This is a genomic window from Lelliottia sp. RD5 (assembly GCF_056032945.1).
Map to the genome: position 1 here is coordinate 63,462 of NZ_JBVYHQ010000012.1, position 17,491 is coordinate 80,952.

The following is a 17,491-nucleotide window of genomic DNA, read 5'->3' on the forward strand; positions in this document are numbered from 1 at the left end:
AATAGCCATGATGAAAGATTCGCTCTGCCGCATTATTGCGGGTGATATTCAGGCCAGAGCCGAACAGGTAGAAGCTGCCGTTCGCCTGCTTGATGAAGGGAACACCGTGCCGTTTATCGCACGTTATCGTAAGGAAATCACCGGTGGTCTGGATGACACGCAGTTACGTAACCTGGAAACCCGTCTGGGCTACCTGCGTGAGCTGGAAGACCGTCGTCAGGCCATTCTCAAGTCCATTGGCGAACAGGGTAAGCTGACAGAGGCGCTGGCGGGTGCCATCAACGGTACGATGAGCAAAACCGAGCTGGAAGACCTCTATCTGCCGTATAAACCGAAACGCCGCACCCGTGGGCAGATCGCGATTGAAGCGGGCCTTGAGCCGCTGGCCGATCTGCTGTGGAACACACCGTCGCACGATCCTGAAACGGAAGCCGCCAAATTCATTGACGCTGACAAAGGCGTCGCGGACACCAAAGCCGCCCTCGATGGCGCCCGTTATATTCTGATGGAGCGCTTCGCCGAAGACGCCGCTTTGCTGTCAAAAGTGCGTGATTATCTGTGGAAGAACGCGCACATCGTCGCAAAAGTGGTCAGCGGTAAAGAAGAGGAAGGCGCGAAATTCCGCGACTACTTCGATCATCACGAACCGATTTCTACCGCGCCATCGCACCGTGCGCTGGCAATGTTCCGTGGCCGTAACGAAGGCATCCTGCAGCTTTCTCTCAATGCCGATCCGCAGTTTGATGAGCCGCCGAAAGAGAGCTATTGCGAGCAGATCATCACCGACCATCTTGGCCTGCGCCTGAATAACGCGCCCGCTGATAGCTGGCGTAAAGGCGTGGTGAGCTGGACGTGGCGTATCAAAGTGCTGATGCACCTTGAAACTGAACTGATGGGCACCGTGCGCGAACGCGCTGAAGACGAAGCCATCAATGTCTTTGCCCGTAACCTGCATGATCTGTTGATGGCCGCTCCGGCGGGCCTGCGCGCCACGATGGGTCTCGATCCCGGCCTGCGTACCGGCGTGAAAGTGGCTGTCGTTGACGCCACCGGCAAGCTGGTCTCCACCGACACGATTTATCCGCATACCGGTCAGGCAGCAAAAGCCGCCGTGGCCGTGGCGGCGCTGTGCGAGAAACATAACGTCGAGCTGGTGGCGATTGGTAACGGCACGGCATCCCGTGAAACCGAGCGTTTCTTCCTGGACGTACAGGAACAGTTCCCGAAAGTCACCGCACAGAAGGTGATCGTGAGCGAAGCGGGGGCATCGGTCTATTCCGCGTCCGAACTGGCTGCGCTGGAATTCCCGGATCTGGACGTTTCCCTTCGCGGCGCCGTCTCTATCGCCCGTCGTTTACAGGATCCGCTGGCCGAGCTGGTGAAGATCGATCCGAAATCTATCGGTGTGGGTCAGTACCAGCACGACGTCAGCCAGACCCAGCTGGCGCGTAAGCTGGATGCGGTAGTGGAAGACTGCGTGAACGCCGTTGGCGTGGATCTGAACACCGCGTCCGTCGCGCTGCTCACCCGTGTGGCTGGGCTGACGCGCATGATGGCGCAAAATATCGTCTCCTGGCGTGATGAGAACGGACAGTTCCAGAACCGTCAGCAGTTACTCAACGTCAGCCGTCTCGGGCCAAAAGCCTTTGAACAGTGCGCGGGCTTCCTGCGTATCAACCACGGCGATAACCCGCTGGATGCCTCAACGGTTCACCCGGAAACGTATCCGGTGGTGGAACGCATTTTGGCCGTCACGCAGCAAGCGCTGAAAGATCTGATGGGCAACAGCGCGGAACTGCGCAACCTGAAAGCCGTCGATTTCACCGATGAGCGATTTGGTATCCCGACCGTTACTGACATCATCAAAGAGCTGGAAAAACCTGGCCGCGACCCGCGTCCTGAGTTTAAAACGGCGAAATTTGCTGAAGGTGTGGAGACGATGAAAGATCTGCTGCCTGGCATGATTCTGGAAGGCGCAGTCACTAACGTCACCAACTTTGGCGCGTTTGTCGATATCGGCGTGCATCAGGACGGTCTGGTCCATATTTCTTCCCTGGCGGATAAGTTTGTTCAGGATCCGCATACCGTAGTGAAAGCGGGCGACATCGTGAAGGTGAAAGTGCTCGACGTGGATATGCCGCGTAAGCGTATCGCGCTGACAATGCGTCTGGATGAGCAGCCTGGCGAAACCAACGCACGCCGTGGCAACGGCAGTGGTGCACGCGAACAGGCACGCCCGGCGGCAAAACCGGCGCAACCGCGCGGTCGCGACGCCCAGCCCGCAGGCAACAGCGCGATGATGGATGCGCTCGCTGCGGCGATGGGTAAAAAGCGTTAATTCTGCATCTCACCCTCCTCCTGAAAAGGCGGAGGGTTATTTATGCAATGTGGAACCGATTGCATATCCGTATTTAAACCGACAATTATCACCTCGTTAACAAATAAGTGATTTCTCTCTCACCTGCAAAATCATTAAATATTGAGCAAGGTCAAACTGTCCGCGAATTAATAGCCATAACAACATTACGTCACATTTTAAATATTGCTGGTAGAAACCATTCTCATTATCATTGCATCTGTTGATTATTTAACCTTCGGTGAAAGTGGTGTCTATGCAATTCACACCAGACAGTGCCTGGAAAATTACCGGTTTTTCCCGCGAAATTAGCCCGGCCTATCGTCAGAAACTGCTGTCATTAGGCATGTTGCCTGGCTCGTCCTTCCAGGTCGTTCGCATTGCGCCGTTGGGCGATCCAGTTCATATCGAAACCCGACGCGTTAATCTGGTCCTGCGCAAAAAAGACCTCGCCTTATTAGAAGTCGAAGCCTTAACCCGATAAATCGCCAGTCGTTATTCCGAGTCTACAACAATGAAAAAATTAACCATTGGCTTAATTGGTAATCCTAATTCCGGCAAGACCACGTTATTCAATCAGTTAACCGGCGCACGTCAGCGCGTGGGAAACTGGGCTGGCGTAACGGTCGAACGTAAAGAAGGTCATTTTTCAACGACCGACAATCTCGTCACACTCGTTGATCTGCCCGGGACCTATTCGTTAACCACGATCTCGTCGCAGACCTCGCTCGATGAGCAAATTGCCTGCCACTATATTTTGAGTGGCGATGCGGATTTACTGATTAACGTCGTCGATGCGTCCAATCTCGAACGTAACCTTTACCTGACGCTGCAACTGCTCGAGCTGGGCATCCCGTGCATCGTTGCGCTAAACATGCTCGACCTGGCAGAAAAACAGCAAATTCGCATCGACATCGACGCGCTTTCCGCTCGCCTTGGCTGCCCGGTTGTGCCGCTGGTGTCGACCCGCGCACGGGGTATTGATGCCTTAAAGCTGGCCGTCGATCGTCACTCGCAAAATACCGATCTTGAGCTGGTACATTACGCAAAACCACTGCTGCAAGAAGCCGATTATCTGGCGCAGGAAATGGCGCAGACGATGCCGCAAAAACAGCGCCGCTGGCTCGGCCTGCAAATGCTGGAAGGTGATATTTATAGCCGTCGCTACGCTGGCGATGCCGCGCAGAAGCTGGATATTTCCCTCGCGCGACTCAATGAACAACTCGACGATCCGGCGCTGCATATTGCCGATGCGCGCTATCAAAGTATTGCCGCCATTTGCGAAGTGGTCAGTAACACGCTGACGGCGGAACACAGCCGTTTCACCGCAGCTGTCGATAGAATTATTCTGAACCGTTTTCTCGGCCTGCCGGTATTCCTGCTGGTGATGTATTTGATGTTCCTGCTGGCCATTAACATTGGTGGGGCGTTACAACCGCTGTTTGATGTGGGGTCGGTGGCTATCTTTATTCACGGGCTGCAATGGGTTGGCTACACGCTGCACTTCCCGGAATGGTTGACCATTTTCCTGGCTCAGGGGATTGGCGGCGGGGTTAACACCGTACTGCCGTTAGTACCGCAAATTGGCATGATGTATCTGTTCCTCTCTTTCCTTGAGGATTCAGGTTATATGGCCCGCGCGGCATTCGTCATGGATCGTCTGATGCAAGCGCTCGGTTTACCGGGTAAATCCTTCGTTCCACTGATTGTTGGATTTGGCTGTAACGTGCCGTCGGTGATGGGCGCGCGTACGCTGGATGCGCCTCGCGAGCGCTTGATGACCATCATGATGGCACCGTTTATGTCTTGCGGTGCGCGCCTGGCCATTTTTGCCGTATTTGCTGCGGCCTTCTTCGGCCAGCAAGGCGCGCTGGCGGTCTTCTCGCTGTATATACTCGGCATCGTGATGGCAATTCTCACGGGTCTGATGCTCAAACACACCATCATGCGCGGCGAAGCGTCACCCTTTGTGATGGAACTGCCGGTTTATCACGTTCCGCACGTGAAAAGCCTGCTGATCCAAACCTGGCAGCGCCTGAAAGGCTTTGTTTTACGTGCAGGTAAAGTGATCGTGATTGTCAGCATTTTCCTGAGTGCGTTGAACAGCTTCACGCTCGATGGCAAAGCCGCAGATAACATCAACGACTCCGCCCTGGCCTCCGTCAGCCGTGTCATTACTCCGCTGTTCAAACCGATTGGCGTCCACGAAGACAACTGGCAAGCGACCGTGGGGCTATTCACCGGCGCGATGGCGAAAGAGGTGGTCGTCGGTACGCTGAACACGCTCTACACGGCAGAAAATATTCAGGAAGAGGCGTTCAACCCAGCGGAATTCCATCTCGGCGATGAGCTGTTCGGGGCGGTCGATGAAACCTGGCAGAGTCTGAAAGGCACCTTCAGCCTGAGCGTCCTGGCTAACCCTATCGAAGCCAGCAAAGGCGATGGCGAGATGGCAACAGGCGCGATGGGCGTGATGAGCGAGAAATTTGGCAGCGCGTCAGCGGCTTACAGCTACCTGATTTTTGTGTTGCTCTACATCCCCTGCATTTCCGTGATGGGTGCGATAGCGCGCGAATCCAGCCGCGGTTGGATGGGTTTCTCGGTTCTGTGGGGGCTGAACATCTCCTACTCACTCTCTACCGTTTTCTATCAGGCGACCAATTTCAGCCAGCATCCGCGCTACAGTCTGGTGTGCATTCTGGCGGTAGTGCTGTTTAACGTTGTTCTGCTTGGCCTGCTGCGTCGGGCGCGAAGCCGCGTCGACGTTAACCTGCTGGCCACCAACAAGACGGCAGCAAATTGTTGTAACAGCCCGGCTGGCGACTGCCACTAAGAGGTCAACATGGCATCCATGATTCAGGTGAGAGACTTATTGGCGCTGCAGGGACGCATGGAGGCAAAACAGCTCAGCCTCTCTTTGCACACGCCACAACCGTTGATCGAGGCCATGCTCGAAAGAATGGAAGCGATGGGGAAAGCTCGACGCATTCAAGAAGATGCCGACGGTTGTCTCACGGGAAGTTGCAAGCGTTGCCCGGAAGGAAAGGCCTGTCTGAAGGAGTGGTGGGCATTACGATAAACAGACACGCCGGAGGCATTTCGCCTCCGGCGTGTAGACATTATTTATAAACGTCAGCTGTGGCGTGAACAGATTTTTCGTTCTTATTGGCGCTGGTAATCACATAGTAAGTGCCACCCAGCTCATCAGCCTTTTTCGACAGCTCTTTTTTCGCATCCATCGGAGCCGTGGTATCCGACGTCGTGATATCACCGATCTTCGTCAAATTCATGCCAGCCACTTTATCTTTCTCCAGCTCTTGCGCTGCGAATACACTGAAAGACAAAGACCCAATAACCAGAGAGGCAACAATACCGGAAACAAGCTTCATAGCGATCACTCCCATAAATTGTAGTTTTGATTATCGTCGGCTGAATCGCCGCAACGACATTTGAAGTATTGTTGCGGTGAGTGACTTTTGCCAGGATGAGAATAAAAATCAGTTGAAACGTTGACTTAACGCAACCAGCGCTGCGCAGAATTCATCGGGATGCGAGATAAACGGCGCATGCGCGGCTTTCGCTATCACCTGCGATTCACTTTGCGGCCACAGCGCATCCAGCAGCGGGACCACTTTGCGTGGAACCAGCCCATCAAGATAGCCATAGATCCGCAGATGTGGCACATCAAGCATTGCCAGCGCCTCACGCAGATCGACCGTTTTCAGGATTTCAAGACCACCGTTGAGTACGTCCACGTCGGGCATTGGCAATGCCAGCACCGTGCTTTTCAGCATCCGCGTATCCTGCCGCGCGGTTTCCGTTCCCAGCGTTTGCAGCGCCAGAAAACGCTCCACCGTACGCTGAAAATCTTCGCTTAGCTGATGCTGAAAACCGGATAAAACCTCGGGCTTTATGCCCGGCCATCCCTCCCGCGCGCTAAAACACGGTGACGATGCGACGGTCACCAATGCCTGAACTCGCTCCGGGGAGTGTAATGCAATTTGGCTTGCCACCAGCCCACCGAGACTCCAGCCGAGCCAAACGGCTTTTGGCGGCGCGTGTTGCAAAACCTGCTGCGCCATCTCATCAAGCGTCACGGCACCAAAACCACGGCTGCGCCCAAAGCCGGGCAGATCAACCAGATGCAGCGTGAAATGCGAGGCCAATTCCTCCTGAATGCAATGCCACACCTCGGCGTTCAGTCCCCATCCGTGCAGCAGCACAAGATGACAATTTCCCGTGCCGACAGTCTGCCACCAAAGATTCTTCATCGGTTATGGTTCTCTTTTTTAACAAGGAAGTTGCTCATGCTAACAGTGCCTGGCTTGTGCTGGCTATGCCGAATGCCGCTCATGATGAGTCGATGGGGCGTGTGTTCGGTCTGTACGCGATCGTTCAATACCCGTCGTCGATGCTGTCCGCAATGCGGTTTACCGGCGATGAACATGAAGATGCCTTGCGGGAGATGCCTGCAAAATCCGCCGCCGTGGTGTGCTCTGGTGGCGGTCGATGATTATGTCCAGCCGCTGAGCGGCCTGATCCACAAACTGAAATTTACGGGTCAGAGCCAGCTGGCCTCCCCCCTTGCCCGTCTGTTAGTGCTGGCAGTTTTACACGCCAGGCGAGTGCGGGCGTTGCCAAACGTCGATCTTATTATCAACGTACCGCTACACTCCCGCCGCCACTGGCGTCGCGGGTATAATCAAAGCGATTTATTGTGCCGTCCGCTCGCACATTGGCTAAGCTGTGCTTACTTCTCTGGCGCGTTGAAACGCACGCGCGCAACGGCTGTCCAGCACCGGCTCAACGCCCGACTGCGTAAAAGAAACCTTAAAAATGCCTTTCACCTTGAATTGTCGGTGAAAGGTCGCCATATCGCGATTGTGGATGATGTCGTCACGACGGGCAGCACCGTGTCCGAACTTTCCCGACTGCTTTTGCAAAGCGGCGCGGCGTCGGTTCAGGTATGGTGTATGTGTCGTACCTTGTAGCCCTTTTCCGATGGGCGTATAATAATACCCAAGTATTTTAGTCAACTATTAGGCCAAAGCTATGATCCGTATTTCCGATTCTGCACAAGCGCACTTTGCCAAACTGCTGGCAAATCAGGAAGAAGGGACGCAGATCCGCGTGTTTGTGATCAATCCAGGCACTCCGAATGCAGAATGCGGTGTTTCTTATTGTCCTCCGGACGCTGTGGAAGCATCTGACACTGCCCTTAAATTTGAACAACTCACCGCCTATGTCGATGAGTTGAGCGCACCGTATCTTGACGATGCGGAAATCGATTTTGTTACCGACCAGCTCGGTTCTCAGCTGACGCTGAAAGCACCTAACGCCAAAATGCGTAAAGTGTCTGACGATGCGCCGCTGATGGAACGTGTGGAATATCTGCTGCAATCGCAGATTAACCCGCAGCTGGCAGGCCACGGTGGTCGTGTGACGCTGATGGAAATCACCGATGACGGCTTAGCGATCCTGCAGTTTGGCGGCGGCTGTAACGGCTGTTCTATGGTCGACGTGACCCTCAAAGAAGGCATCGAGAAGCAGATGCTGAACGAGTTCCCGGAGCTGAAAGGCGTTCGCGACCTCACGGAACACCAGCGCGGCGAGCACTCCTACTACTAAGCTCCCGGCTGTCTCTGCCCGGCAACGTCCCTCCTGCCGGGCCGCATTTCCCCTTCCCGCCATAACATGACCTGCGTCTCATAATTCAAATTTTGCCCCCCAGGGTGATTCTCAATCGATAGATGTTACCCGTATCATTCCCCCAAGCACTAAGCACCCTCATAACAGCCGACTAAACTTAATGGTTTCGCAGGCAATCAGTATTAGTGCCGTAAACACTCTGTTCCCAGTTGGGGCAATCGGAAAGTGTCGTTGAAACAATGACGTTACCCATAACAAATCATAGGCCAGGTCAATCATGCCATTAGTTATCGTCGCTATCGGTGTTGTCTTATTACTGCTCTTGATGATCCGTTTCAAACTGAACGGGTTCATCGCTCTGGTTCTGGTGGCACTCGCAGTCGGTTTGATGCAAGGGATGCCGCTGGTAAAAGTTATTAGCTCAATCAAGGCCGGTGTGGGCGGAACGCTCGGCAGTCTGGCGCTGATTATGGGCTTCGGCGCCATGCTCGGCAAAATGCTGGCAGACTGTGGCGGCGCGCAGCGTATCGCCACCACGTTGATTGCCAAATTCGGTAAACAACACATCCAGTGGGCCGTGGTATTAACCGGCTTCACGGTAGGTTTTGCACTGTTCTACGAAGTGGGCTTCGTACTGATGCTGCCGCTGGTGTTCACCATCGCAGCCGCCGCTAACATCCCGCTGCTGTATGTTGGCGTGCCAATGGCGGCTGCGCTCTCTGTCACCCACGGCTTCCTGCCCCCGCATCCGGGTCCAACCGCAATCGCGACCATTTTCCATGCAGATATGGGCAAAACCCTGCTGTTCGGTACCATTCTGGCGATTCCAACGGTTATTCTGGCAGGACCGGTGTTTGCTCGCTGCCTGAAAGGCATCGACAAGCCGATTCCTGAAGGCCTGTACAGCGCAAAAACCTTCACAGAAGAAGAGATGCCAAGCTTTGGCGTCAGCGTCTGGACCTCGCTGGTCCCGGTCGTCCTGATGGCGATGCGTGCGGTTGCGGAGATGATTCTGCCGAAAGGCCATCCGTTCCTGTCCGTTGCAGAATTCCTGGGTGACCCGGTCATGGCGACGCTGATCGCGGTGCTGATTGCCCTGTTTACCTTTGGTCTGAATCGTGGCCGCAACATGGATCAGATCAACGAAACGCTGACCTCTTCCATCAAAATCATTGCCATGATGCTGCTGATCATCGGCGGTGGCGGTGCGTTCAAACAGGTTCTGGTCGACAGCGGCGTGGACAAATACATCGCCTCCATGATGCATTCCACCAATATTTCTCCGCTGCTGATGGCATGGTCTATTGCTGCGGTTCTGCGTATCGCGCTGGGTTCTGCGACCGTGGCGGCGATTACCGCTGGCGGCATTGCGGCTCCGCTGATTGCGACAACCGGCGTGAGCCCAGAGCTGATGGTCATCGCAGTCGGTTCCGGTAGCGTGATTTTCTCCCACGTGAACGATCCTGGCTTCTGGCTGTTCAAGGAATACTTCAACCTGACTATCGGCGAGACCATCAAGTCCTGGTCTGTGCTGGAAACCATTATCTCGGTATGCGGCCTGATCGGGGTTCTGCTGCTGAACATGGTGATTTAAACGCAAAAAAGAACCCGCCAGTTGGCGGGTTCTTTGTTTCATATCTTCTTCGTTTTATCTCTTCTTCACGACGGCCTTACGACGTTTATCCAAATCCTTAATCAGCTTGTTCACCCCTTCATCGGCAAACATCTTTTCAAGTGTTGTGGAGAGTTTGCGCCGCCAGTTTTTGTACTGATAACTGGTGCCCGGAATGTTCACCGGCTCCGCCATGCCCAGCCAGTCTTCCGGCTGGAGCCCAAGCAATGCGCTGTTACTGTCGGCGATGTAACGCTGCATTCCACGATTTAACGTCGCGGTCATCGACATCAACGAAGCTTTGTGTCCGGTACGTTTTGGCAAACAGCCATGCTTACGTAACGCATCCAGCAGACCCTGTTTTGCCAGCTCGCGATCCTGATACAAACCGCGCAGCACCACGTCGTCAGGATACAAGCCTAGCGTTTTGCCGAGCGTGAGATCACCGCTTTCCCAATAGCCTCGCAGCGTAGGAAGATCATGCGTTGTCGCGACAGCCATTGATTGTTCAGGGTACGCTTTCGGCGAACGGAACGTCTTCTCATGGTCACTCTCGAAATACAGAACTTTGTAGGAATAGACGCCACTGTCGCGTAATTTGCTAACGATTTCAACCGGCACGGTGCCAAGATCTTCGCCTATCACCATGCAGTGGTGACGCTTGCTTTCGAGGGCGAGGATGGACAGCAGATCATCTACCGGATAGTGCACATACGCGCCATGATCGGCCGTTTCGCCGTACGGAATCCACCACAAACGCAGCACCGACATCACATGGTCGATACGCAATGCCCCACAGTTTTGCATGTTGGCGCGCAGCAGATCGATAAACGGTGCGTAAGCACGCGCGACCATCACATGCGGGTCCATCGGTGGCAACCCCCAGTTTTGCCCGAGCGGCCCCAGAATATCTGGCGGCGCGCCGACCGACGCTTTCAGGCAGTACAGCTCGCGGTCACACCAGGTTTCCGCCCCGCCTTCCGCCACGCCAACGGCCAGATCGCGATACAGGCCAATCGGCATGTTGTCGCCCTGACTTTGCTGCCAGCAGGCCGCAAACTGGCTGTACGCCAGCCATTGCAGCCACAGGAAGAAGTCCACCTCATCCGCGTGTTTTTTACAGAATGCTTTCACTTCCGGGGAATCAACGGACTGATACGCCTCTGGCCACACTGGCCAGCCCCAGCGCATTTCGTCCTCTTTCACCTGATAGGCATGTAGCGCGTCAAACGCCGCCTGCCAGTAAAGGCTTTCGCCTTCCTGCGCGATAAACTGACGAAATGCCGTCATCTGCTCGTCATCGCGCGCTGAGAAGCCTTTCCACGCCAGACGCAGCGCCGCCATTTTGAGCGACGTGACGGTTGAATAATCGACCCAATCTGCCTCACGCGCGTGCTTCAGCATCTGTTGCGTGGTGCTGAGTTTCCACCACGCCTGCGCGTCTTTGCTCTTTTTGAAATCATCCAGCGCGTTAACGTCGATATAAATCACGTTCATCCAGCGGCGGGACGACGGGCTGTACGGGCTGGCGCTTTCCGGGTTAGCCGGATAAAGCGCGTGAATCGGGTTCAGGCCGATAAACGCGCCGCCGCGTTTACCCACTTCCCCCAGCATTTTTTTCAGATCGCCAAAATCGCCGATGCCCCAGTTATCGTCTGAACGCAGGGTATAAAGCTGCACGCAAGCGCCCCACAGCTTTTTACCTTCGAGCAATGGCTGTGGTTCAAAGCAGCGTTTCGGTGCGACGATCACCCGACACGCGAAGCGCTGGCTGTTCTGCGTGAGCGTCAGGGTGTGGTAGCCCTCTGGCAGCTTTGCCGGAAGGGTCAGTGTTTTCCCCCCCGTGGCATGACCGCTATGCTGATGCCCCTCTTCGGTGGTCAGTTCCCAGCTAAATTCCCCTTTTCCGTCAATCGGTAACGGCATTTTTTTGCCGTGGGTATACACCTTAACGACAGGAACCGGGCTTACCGCCGCTTTCGCGACGGGTTGTGCCTTGTGCATGGCATCCAGCAAACGTCTTTTGGTTTCAGCGCCAATTGACTGTGGTTTGCCGTGAGCATTGATATAACTGGGGCTGATCCCCGCCGCCAGCGCGGCATTATCCAGACGTTTGCTATCCATCGCGCTTCCTTAGCGTTTTGCCTGCCAGATACGGGCCTGATAATCACGAATTGAGCGGTCAGAGCTGAACATCCCGCAGCGCGCGGTGTTCAGAATGCACGCGCGAGTCCAGGCATCCTGGTCACGGTACAGCACATCCACCTGCTTTTGCGCGTCAACGTAAGCGGTAAAGTCAGCCATCACCAGATACGGGTCACCGCCCTGTTTGCCGATGCTGTGCAGCATCTGGTCAAACGCATGCTTATCGCCATCGCTGTATTTGCCGCTTTCGAGTTCTTTGAGCACGGCATCCAGCACTTTGTCTTTTTTGCGCCATTTCAGCGGATCGTAGCCTTTGGCTTTGAGCGCTTTCACCTGCTCTACGGTATGGCCGAAGATAAAGATATTTTCTTCGCCAACCTGCTCGGCAATTTCGACGTTTGCACCGTCCAGCGTGCCCACAGTTAATGCCCCATTCAGCGCCAGCTTCATATTGCCTGTACCGGACGCTTCTTTACCCGCTGTAGAGATCTGCTCCGAGACATCCGCCGCCGGAATCAGCAACTCAGCGGCAGAGACGCAATAATCCGGCAGGAACACCACTTTGAGCTTATCACCCACGGCAGGATCGTTGTTCACCGCTTCCGCCACTTTATTAATGGCGAGGATGATGTTTTTCGCCAGGTAGTAACCCGGTGCGGCTTTTGCGCCAAACAGGAACACGCGCGGCACGCGATCGGCGCTCGGGTTCTCACGAATCTCTTTGTACAGCGCCAGAATGTGCAGCAGATTCAGGTGCTGACGTTTGTATTCATGCAGACGCTTAATCTGGATATCAAAAATGGCATGGGGATTGATTTCAACGCCCGTGCGCACTTTCACAAACTCCGCCAGACGCACTTTGTTATCCAGCTTAATCGCGCGGTATTTGGCACGGAATTTCGCGTCATCGGCCTGCTTTTCCAGGTTGATGAGCTGGTCGAGATCGTTGGCCCACTCTTTTTTCAGCGTTTTATCCAGCAGTGCGGCGAGCGCCGGGTTGCACTGTTTGATCCAGCGACGCGGCGTGATGCCGTTAGTCACGTTATGGAATTTGTTTGGCCACAGTTGGTGATATTCCGGGAACAGATCTTTGACCACCAGATCCGAGTGCAGCGCCGCCACACCGTTCACCGCAAAACCGCTGACCACGCACATATTTGCCATGCGGACCTGTTTGTCATGCACCACGGCCAGCTTCGCCCAGACGTCTTTGTCGCCCGGCCAGGTTTTCTTCACCAGTACTTTAAACTGGTCGTTGATCTGATTGATGATTTGCATATGGCGCGGCAGCAGCGCCTTCACCAGCTTCTCATCCCAGCACTCCAGCGCCTCTGGCATCAGAGTGTGGTTGGTATACGCGAAGGTACGGCTGGTGATCGCCCAGGCCGCGTCCCAGCTCAGCTGGTGCTCATCGATCAGCACGCGCAGCAGCTCCGGAATCGCAATTGTCGGGTGCGTGTCGTTCAACTGAATCACTTCGTAATCCGGCAGTTCCGCCAGCTTGCGTCCTTCCAGATGATGGCGACGCAAAATGTCGGCCACGGAGCAGGCGCACTGGAAATACTGCTGCATCAGACGCAGCTTTTTGCCGGCCAGATGGTTGTCGTTCGGGTAGAGCACTTTGGTCAGTTTTTCAGCGTCGATACCCTGCTGTTCAGCGCGCAGGAAATCGCCGTCGTTAAATTTGGTCAGGTTAAACGGATGCGCGTGCTTCGCCTGCCACAGACGCAGCGGCTGTGCGACGCCATTGCGGTAACCCAGCACAGGCAGATCCCAGGCTTCGCCGGTAATGACAAAATCCGGCACCCAGTGACCCTGCTTCGACACTTTCCCGCCGATCCCCACCTGCACGTCGAGCTGCGCATTATGGCGGAACCACGGATAGGTGCCTCGATGCCAGTCGTCCGGCGCTTCACTCTGATGGCCATCCGCAAAAGACTGGCGGAACAGACCGTATTGATAGTTCAGGCCATAGCCCGTCGCGGATTGTCCCACGGTCGCCATGGAATCCAGGAAACACGCCGCCAGACGTCCTAGTCCACCGTTACCTAGCCCCGGATCGGTCTCTTCTTCCAGCAAATCAGTCAGATGGATATTGTGCTCGTTGAGCACTTCGCTCACGTCCTGATACCAGCCAAGATTGAGCAGGTTATTCCCGGTCAGACGACCAATCAGGAACTCCATGGAGATGTAGTTAACGTGACGCTGGTTTTTCACTGGCTTCGCCACGGGCTGCGCGCTGAGCAATTCAGCCAGCGCACCGCTCACTGCCTGCCACCACTGATGAGACGTCATGTCTTCTGCCGCGTGCAAACCAAAACGCTGCCACTGACGCGTCAGGGCTGCCTGAAAGTGATCTTTATTGAAGGTAGGCTGTGACATAGGGAATCGGCATCCTGTAGATAAAGTAACGATATTGGCGCTAGTGTGCCTGGCTCATGTTTTCTCTTCCTCCTCCTGACGGGGATTAGACAGGGAGGAGTAGCAGGGATGAGCGCTAAAGTGTGATCAAGGCCACTCTTGAGCATAGAACGAGTGTGCCCATTCGGCGTCAGGATAAATCGGAAGAGTGTCAAAAAAATGAAATGCAGTTTCGGTTGAAATTAATTGACCCAGAAATAAATGTTTACGTGAAATAATATTTATGACTTTTGTAACTATTCAGGCACGTTATTTTATCGACGCCGTCACGCAGAATATTTATTTCTTTGCGCGATATCAGGCTGACTGAAACCGATTTCAGTTTAACCGCACTAAATGCATACAAGCCAGCATCCACGCGGTTTATAGGGCATATCGAAAAGTTCCCACCCTGATCAAAATAAATTTGTGACAGAGTGCAAATTAAGGCACAGAAAAGACGGACATAACTTGCAATAGTTCTCTTTCTGGCCGACCTTATATCTATTAATTACGAAGCGCAAAAAAAATCGATTTCCTCGTTTCCCCACAGTGAAGTGAAAACTTATGTTGATTCCGTCCAAATTAAGTCGCCCGGTTCGTCTTGACCATACTGTGGTCCGCGAACGTCTGTTGGCGAAACTTTCCGGCGCGAATAATTTCCGACTGGCGCTGGTAACGAGCCCTGCAGGCTATGGAAAAACGACGCTCATTTCTCAGTGGGCCTCCGGCAAAAGCGATTTAGGTTGGTACTCTCTTGATGAAGGAGATAACCAAACAGAACGTTTCGCCAGCTATTTGATTGCTGCCATTCAGCAGGCCACAAACGGGCACTGCGTCACCAGCGAAATCATGGTGCAAAAGCGCCAGTACGCAAGTCTCTCGTCGCTTTTCGCTCAGCTCTTTATCGAACTTGCCGAATGGCATCGCCCGCTTTATCTGGTGATTGATGATTATCATCTGATCACCAACCCGGTCATCCATGAATCCATGCGCTTCTTCCTGCGCCATCAGCCGGAAAACCTGACGCTGGTCGTGCTGTCGCGTAACTTGCCGCAGTTGGGTATCGCTAACCTCCGCGTACGCGATCAGCTACTGGAAGTCGGCAGCCAACAGCTTTCTTTTAACCATCAGGAAGCCAAACAGTTTTTTGACTGCCGTCTCAGCTCGCCCATTGAAGCCGCAGAAAGCAGCCGCCTGTGTGATGACGTTGCGGGCTGGGCCACCGCGTTACAGCTGATCGCCCTCTCCGCACGACAAAATAACAGCCCGACGCATCAATCAGCGCGTCGCCTGTCAGGCATTAACGCCAGCCATTTATCCGATTATCTGGTCGATGAAGTTCTGGACAGCGTCGATCCCGCCACCCGTCAGTTCTTGCTGAAAAGCTCGCTGCTGCGTTCGATGAACGATGCGCTCATTGTGCGTGTTACCGGCGAAGACAACGGGCAAATGCGCCTCGAAGAAATTGAACGTCAGGGCCTGTTCCTGCAACGCATGGATGACTCTGGCGAATGGTTCAGCTTTCACCCGCTTTTTGGCAGCTTCCTGCGTCAGCGCTGCCAGTGGGAACTGGCCACAGAATTACCAGAAGTTCACCGCGCAGCCGCAGAAAGCTGGATGGCGCAGGGCTTCCCGAGCGAAGCCATTCATCATGCGCTGGCCGCGGGCGACGCGAATATGCTGCGCGATATTTTACTCAACCACGCGTGGGGCTTGTTTAACCATAGCGAACTGACGCTGCTCGAAGAGTCGTTGCGCGCGTTGCCGTGGGAAAGCCTGCTGGAAAATCCGCGTCTGGTGCTTCTGCAGGCCTGGCTGATGCAAAGTCAGCACCGCTACAGCGAAGTAAACCTGCTGCTGGCGCGCGCCGAACAAGAGATGAAGGGCGAAATGGATCCCACGCTGCACGGCGAATTTAACGCCTTGCGTGCGCAGGTCGCGATTAACGATGGCGATCCGGAAGAGGCAGAACGCCTGGCGATGATCGCCCTGGATGAACTGCCGCTGGCCAACTTCTACAGCCGAATTGTCGCCACGTCGGTACACGGCGAAGTGCTGCACTGTAAAGGCGATCTCAGCCGTTCCCTGGCGCTGATGCAGCAAACGGAACAGATGGCTCGCCGCCACGATATCTGGCATTACGCTTTGTGGAGCATGATCCAGCAAAGCGAAATTTTATTCGCGCAAGGGTTCCTGCAAGCGGCCTGGGAGACGCAGGAAAAAGCGTTCCAGCTGATTCACGATCAGCACCTGGAACAGCTGCCGATGCATGAGTTCTTGTTACGCATTCGCGCTCAGCTTTTGTGGGCGTGGTCGCGTCTGGATGAGGCCGAAAGCTCCGCCCGTCACGGTGTCGAAGTGCTTTCCGCGTTTCAACCGCAGCAGCAGCTGCAATGCCTGGCGCTGCTGGTACAGTGTTCGCTGGCACGTGGCGATCTGGATAACGCTCGCAACCATCTTAATCGTCTGGAAAACTTGCTCGGCAACGGTCAGTACCATAGCGACTGGGTGTCTAATGCCGATAAAGTGCGAGTGATTTACTGGCAAATGATCGGCGATAAAAAATCAGCCGCCAACTGGCTGCGACAAACGCCAAAACCCGAGTTTGCCAACAACCACTTCCTGCAAAGCCAGTGGCGCAATATTGCCCGTGTGCAGATCCTGTTGGGGGACTTTGAACCCGCAGAAATCGTGCTGGAAGAGTTGAATGAAAATGCCCGCAGCCTGCGCCTGATGAGCGATCTCAACCGCAACCTGCTGCTGCTCAATCAGCTGTACTGGCAGGCCGGGCGTAAAAATGATGCCCAGCGTGTGCTGCTGGAGGCGCTGCAATTAGCAAATCGTACCGGTTTTATCAGCCACTTTGTGATTGAAGGCGAAGTCATGGCGCAGCAGCTGCGCCAGCTGATTCAGCTCAATACGTTGCCGGAGTTGGACCAGCACCGCGCCCAGCGTATTTTGCGTGAGATAAATCAGCATCATCGACATAAATTCGCGCACTTTGATGAGAACTTTGTCGAACGCCTGCTGACGCACCCGGAGGTGCCGGAACTGATCCGCACCAGCCCGCTGACGCAGCGTGAATGGCAGGTACTGGGGCTGATTTATTCTGGCTACAGCAATGAGCAAATTGCGGGTGAACTGGCCGTCGCGGCAACCACTATCAAAACGCACATTCGCAACTTATATCAGAAACTGGGCGTGGCACATCGGCAGGACGCCGTGCAGCATGCGCAACAGCTGCTGAAAATGATGGGGTATGGAGTTTAGGGTCTGCGGTCTGCGGTCTGCGGTCTGCGGTCTGCGGTCTGCGGTCTGCGGTCTGC

The 17,491-nt window shown here is 54.6% G+C and carries 12 protein-coding genes; 8 read left to right on the forward strand and 4 right to left on the reverse strand.

The window, feature by feature from the left end; all coding sequences use genetic code 11:
* The first annotated feature begins 7 nt into the window (after positions 1–7).
* From AC0LWE_RS21820 to feoC, 4 genes are all read left to right on the forward strand, one after another.
* Complete coding sequence (locus tag AC0LWE_RS21820) at positions 8–2,338, forward strand: Tex family protein (protein WP_219347307.1); 2,331 nt, start codon at positions 8–10, stop codon at positions 2,336–2,338.
* 274 nt (positions 2,339–2,612) lie between these two features.
* Positions 2,613–2,840, forward strand: coding sequence for a ferrous iron transporter A (gene feoA, locus AC0LWE_RS21825; protein ID WP_015960781.1), 228 nt, complete (start codon positions 2,613–2,615; stop codon positions 2,838–2,840).
* Positions 2,841–2,870: 30 nt separating this feature from the next.
* A complete protein-coding gene (gene feoB / locus AC0LWE_RS21830; RefSeq protein WP_219347306.1) occupies positions 2,871–5,189 on the forward strand; it encodes a Fe(2+) transporter permease subunit FeoB in 2,319 nt (772 codons plus the stop codon).
* Positions 5,190–5,198: 9 nt separating this feature from the next.
* Positions 5,199–5,435, forward strand: coding sequence for a [Fe-S]-dependent transcriptional repressor FeoC (gene feoC, locus AC0LWE_RS21835; RefSeq protein WP_059180296.1), 237 nt, complete (start codon positions 5,199–5,201; stop codon positions 5,433–5,435).
* Between the two features lie 40 nt (positions 5,436–5,475).
* Here the strand turns inward: feoC and AC0LWE_RS21840 are convergent, their stop codons facing one another.
* Both AC0LWE_RS21840 and bioH read right to left on the reverse strand, forming a co-directional pair.
* Positions 5,476–5,745, reverse strand: coding sequence for a YdgH/BhsA/McbA-like domain containing protein (locus AC0LWE_RS21840; protein WP_015960784.1), 270 nt, complete (start codon positions 5,743–5,745; stop codon positions 5,476–5,478).
* Positions 5,746–5,853: 108 nt separating this feature from the next.
* Positions 5,854–6,627 (reverse strand): pimeloyl-ACP methyl ester esterase BioH, encoded by a 774-nt coding sequence (gene bioH / locus AC0LWE_RS21845; RefSeq protein WP_219347305.1) that lies wholly within the window; start codon positions 6,625–6,627, stop codon positions 5,854–5,856.
* 36 nt (positions 6,628–6,663) lie between these two features.
* On the opposite strand from bioH, the gene gntX reads away from it, so the two are divergent.
* The 3 genes from gntX (at position 6,664) to gntT (ending at position 9,599) form a co-directional block, all read left to right on the forward strand.
* The gene (gene gntX / locus AC0LWE_RS21850; RefSeq protein ID WP_202668700.1) at positions 6,664–7,347 is read left to right on the forward strand and encodes a DNA utilization protein GntX; all 684 of its coding nucleotides are present in this window, start codon (positions 6,664–6,666) and stop codon (positions 7,345–7,347) included.
* Between the two features lie 61 nt (positions 7,348–7,408).
* A complete protein-coding gene (gene nfuA / locus AC0LWE_RS21855; protein ID WP_059180299.1) occupies positions 7,409–7,984 on the forward strand; it encodes a Fe-S biogenesis protein NfuA in 576 nt (191 codons plus the stop codon).
* 298 nt (positions 7,985–8,282) lie between these two features.
* Positions 8,283–9,599 (forward strand): gluconate transporter, encoded by a 1,317-nt coding sequence (gene gntT / locus AC0LWE_RS21860; RefSeq protein ID WP_015960788.1) that lies wholly within the window; start codon positions 8,283–8,285, stop codon positions 9,597–9,599.
* Between the two features lie 54 nt (positions 9,600–9,653).
* On the opposite strand, the gene malQ is transcribed toward gntT, so the two are convergent.
* Both malQ and malP read right to left on the reverse strand, forming a co-directional pair.
* On the reverse strand, positions 9,654–11,741 hold the full coding sequence (malQ, locus tag AC0LWE_RS21865) for a 4-alpha-glucanotransferase (RefSeq protein ID WP_202668699.1): 2,088 nt from the start codon (positions 11,739–11,741) through the stop codon (positions 9,654–9,656).
* 9 nt (positions 11,742–11,750) lie between these two features.
* Positions 11,751–14,144 (reverse strand): maltodextrin phosphorylase, encoded by a 2,394-nt coding sequence (gene malP, locus AC0LWE_RS21870; RefSeq protein ID WP_202694676.1) that lies wholly within the window; start codon positions 14,142–14,144, stop codon positions 11,751–11,753.
* Between the two features lie 585 nt (positions 14,145–14,729).
* Between malP and malT the strand changes: the two genes are divergently transcribed.
* Positions 14,730–17,435: an HTH-type transcriptional regulator MalT gene (gene malT, locus AC0LWE_RS21875; protein ID WP_131486965.1), complete on the forward strand. Its 2,706-nt coding sequence runs from the start codon at positions 14,730–14,732 to the stop codon at positions 17,433–17,435.
* Positions 17,436–17,491 lie beyond the last annotated feature (56 nt).

Excerpts from the sequence above, each read along its gene's own strand:
- AC0LWE_RS21820 (WP_219347307.1), top strand. The coding sequence starts at position 8 with ATGATGAAAGATTCGCTCTGCCGCATTATTGCGGGTGATATTCAGGCC.
- feoA (WP_015960781.1), top strand. The coding sequence starts at position 2,613 with ATGCAATTCACACCAGACAGTGCCTGGAAAATTACCGGTTTTTCCCGC.
- feoB (WP_219347306.1), top strand. The coding sequence starts at position 2,871 with ATGAAAAAATTAACCATTGGCTTAATTGGTAATCCTAATTCCGGCAAG.
- feoC (WP_059180296.1), top strand. The coding sequence starts at position 5,199 with ATGGCATCCATGATTCAGGTGAGAGACTTATTGGCGCTGCAGGGACGC.
- AC0LWE_RS21840 (WP_015960784.1), bottom strand. The coding sequence starts at position 5,745 with ATGAAGCTTGTTTCCGGTATTGTTGCCTCTCTGGTTATTGGGTCTTTG.
- bioH (WP_219347305.1), bottom strand. The coding sequence starts at position 6,627 with ATGAAGAATCTTTGGTGGCAGACTGTCGGCACGGGAAATTGTCATCTT.
- gntX (WP_202668700.1), top strand. The coding sequence starts at position 6,664 with ATGCTAACAGTGCCTGGCTTGTGCTGGCTATGCCGAATGCCGCTCATG.
- nfuA (WP_059180299.1), top strand. The coding sequence starts at position 7,409 with ATGATCCGTATTTCCGATTCTGCACAAGCGCACTTTGCCAAACTGCTG.
- gntT (WP_015960788.1), top strand. The coding sequence starts at position 8,283 with ATGCCATTAGTTATCGTCGCTATCGGTGTTGTCTTATTACTGCTCTTG.
- malQ (WP_202668699.1), bottom strand. The coding sequence starts at position 11,741 with ATGGATAGCAAACGTCTGGATAATGCCGCGCTGGCGGCGGGGATCAGC.
- malP (WP_202694676.1), bottom strand. The coding sequence starts at position 14,144 with ATGTCACAGCCTACCTTCAATAAAGATCACTTTCAGGCAGCCCTGACG.
- malT (WP_131486965.1), top strand. The coding sequence starts at position 14,730 with ATGTTGATTCCGTCCAAATTAAGTCGCCCGGTTCGTCTTGACCATACT.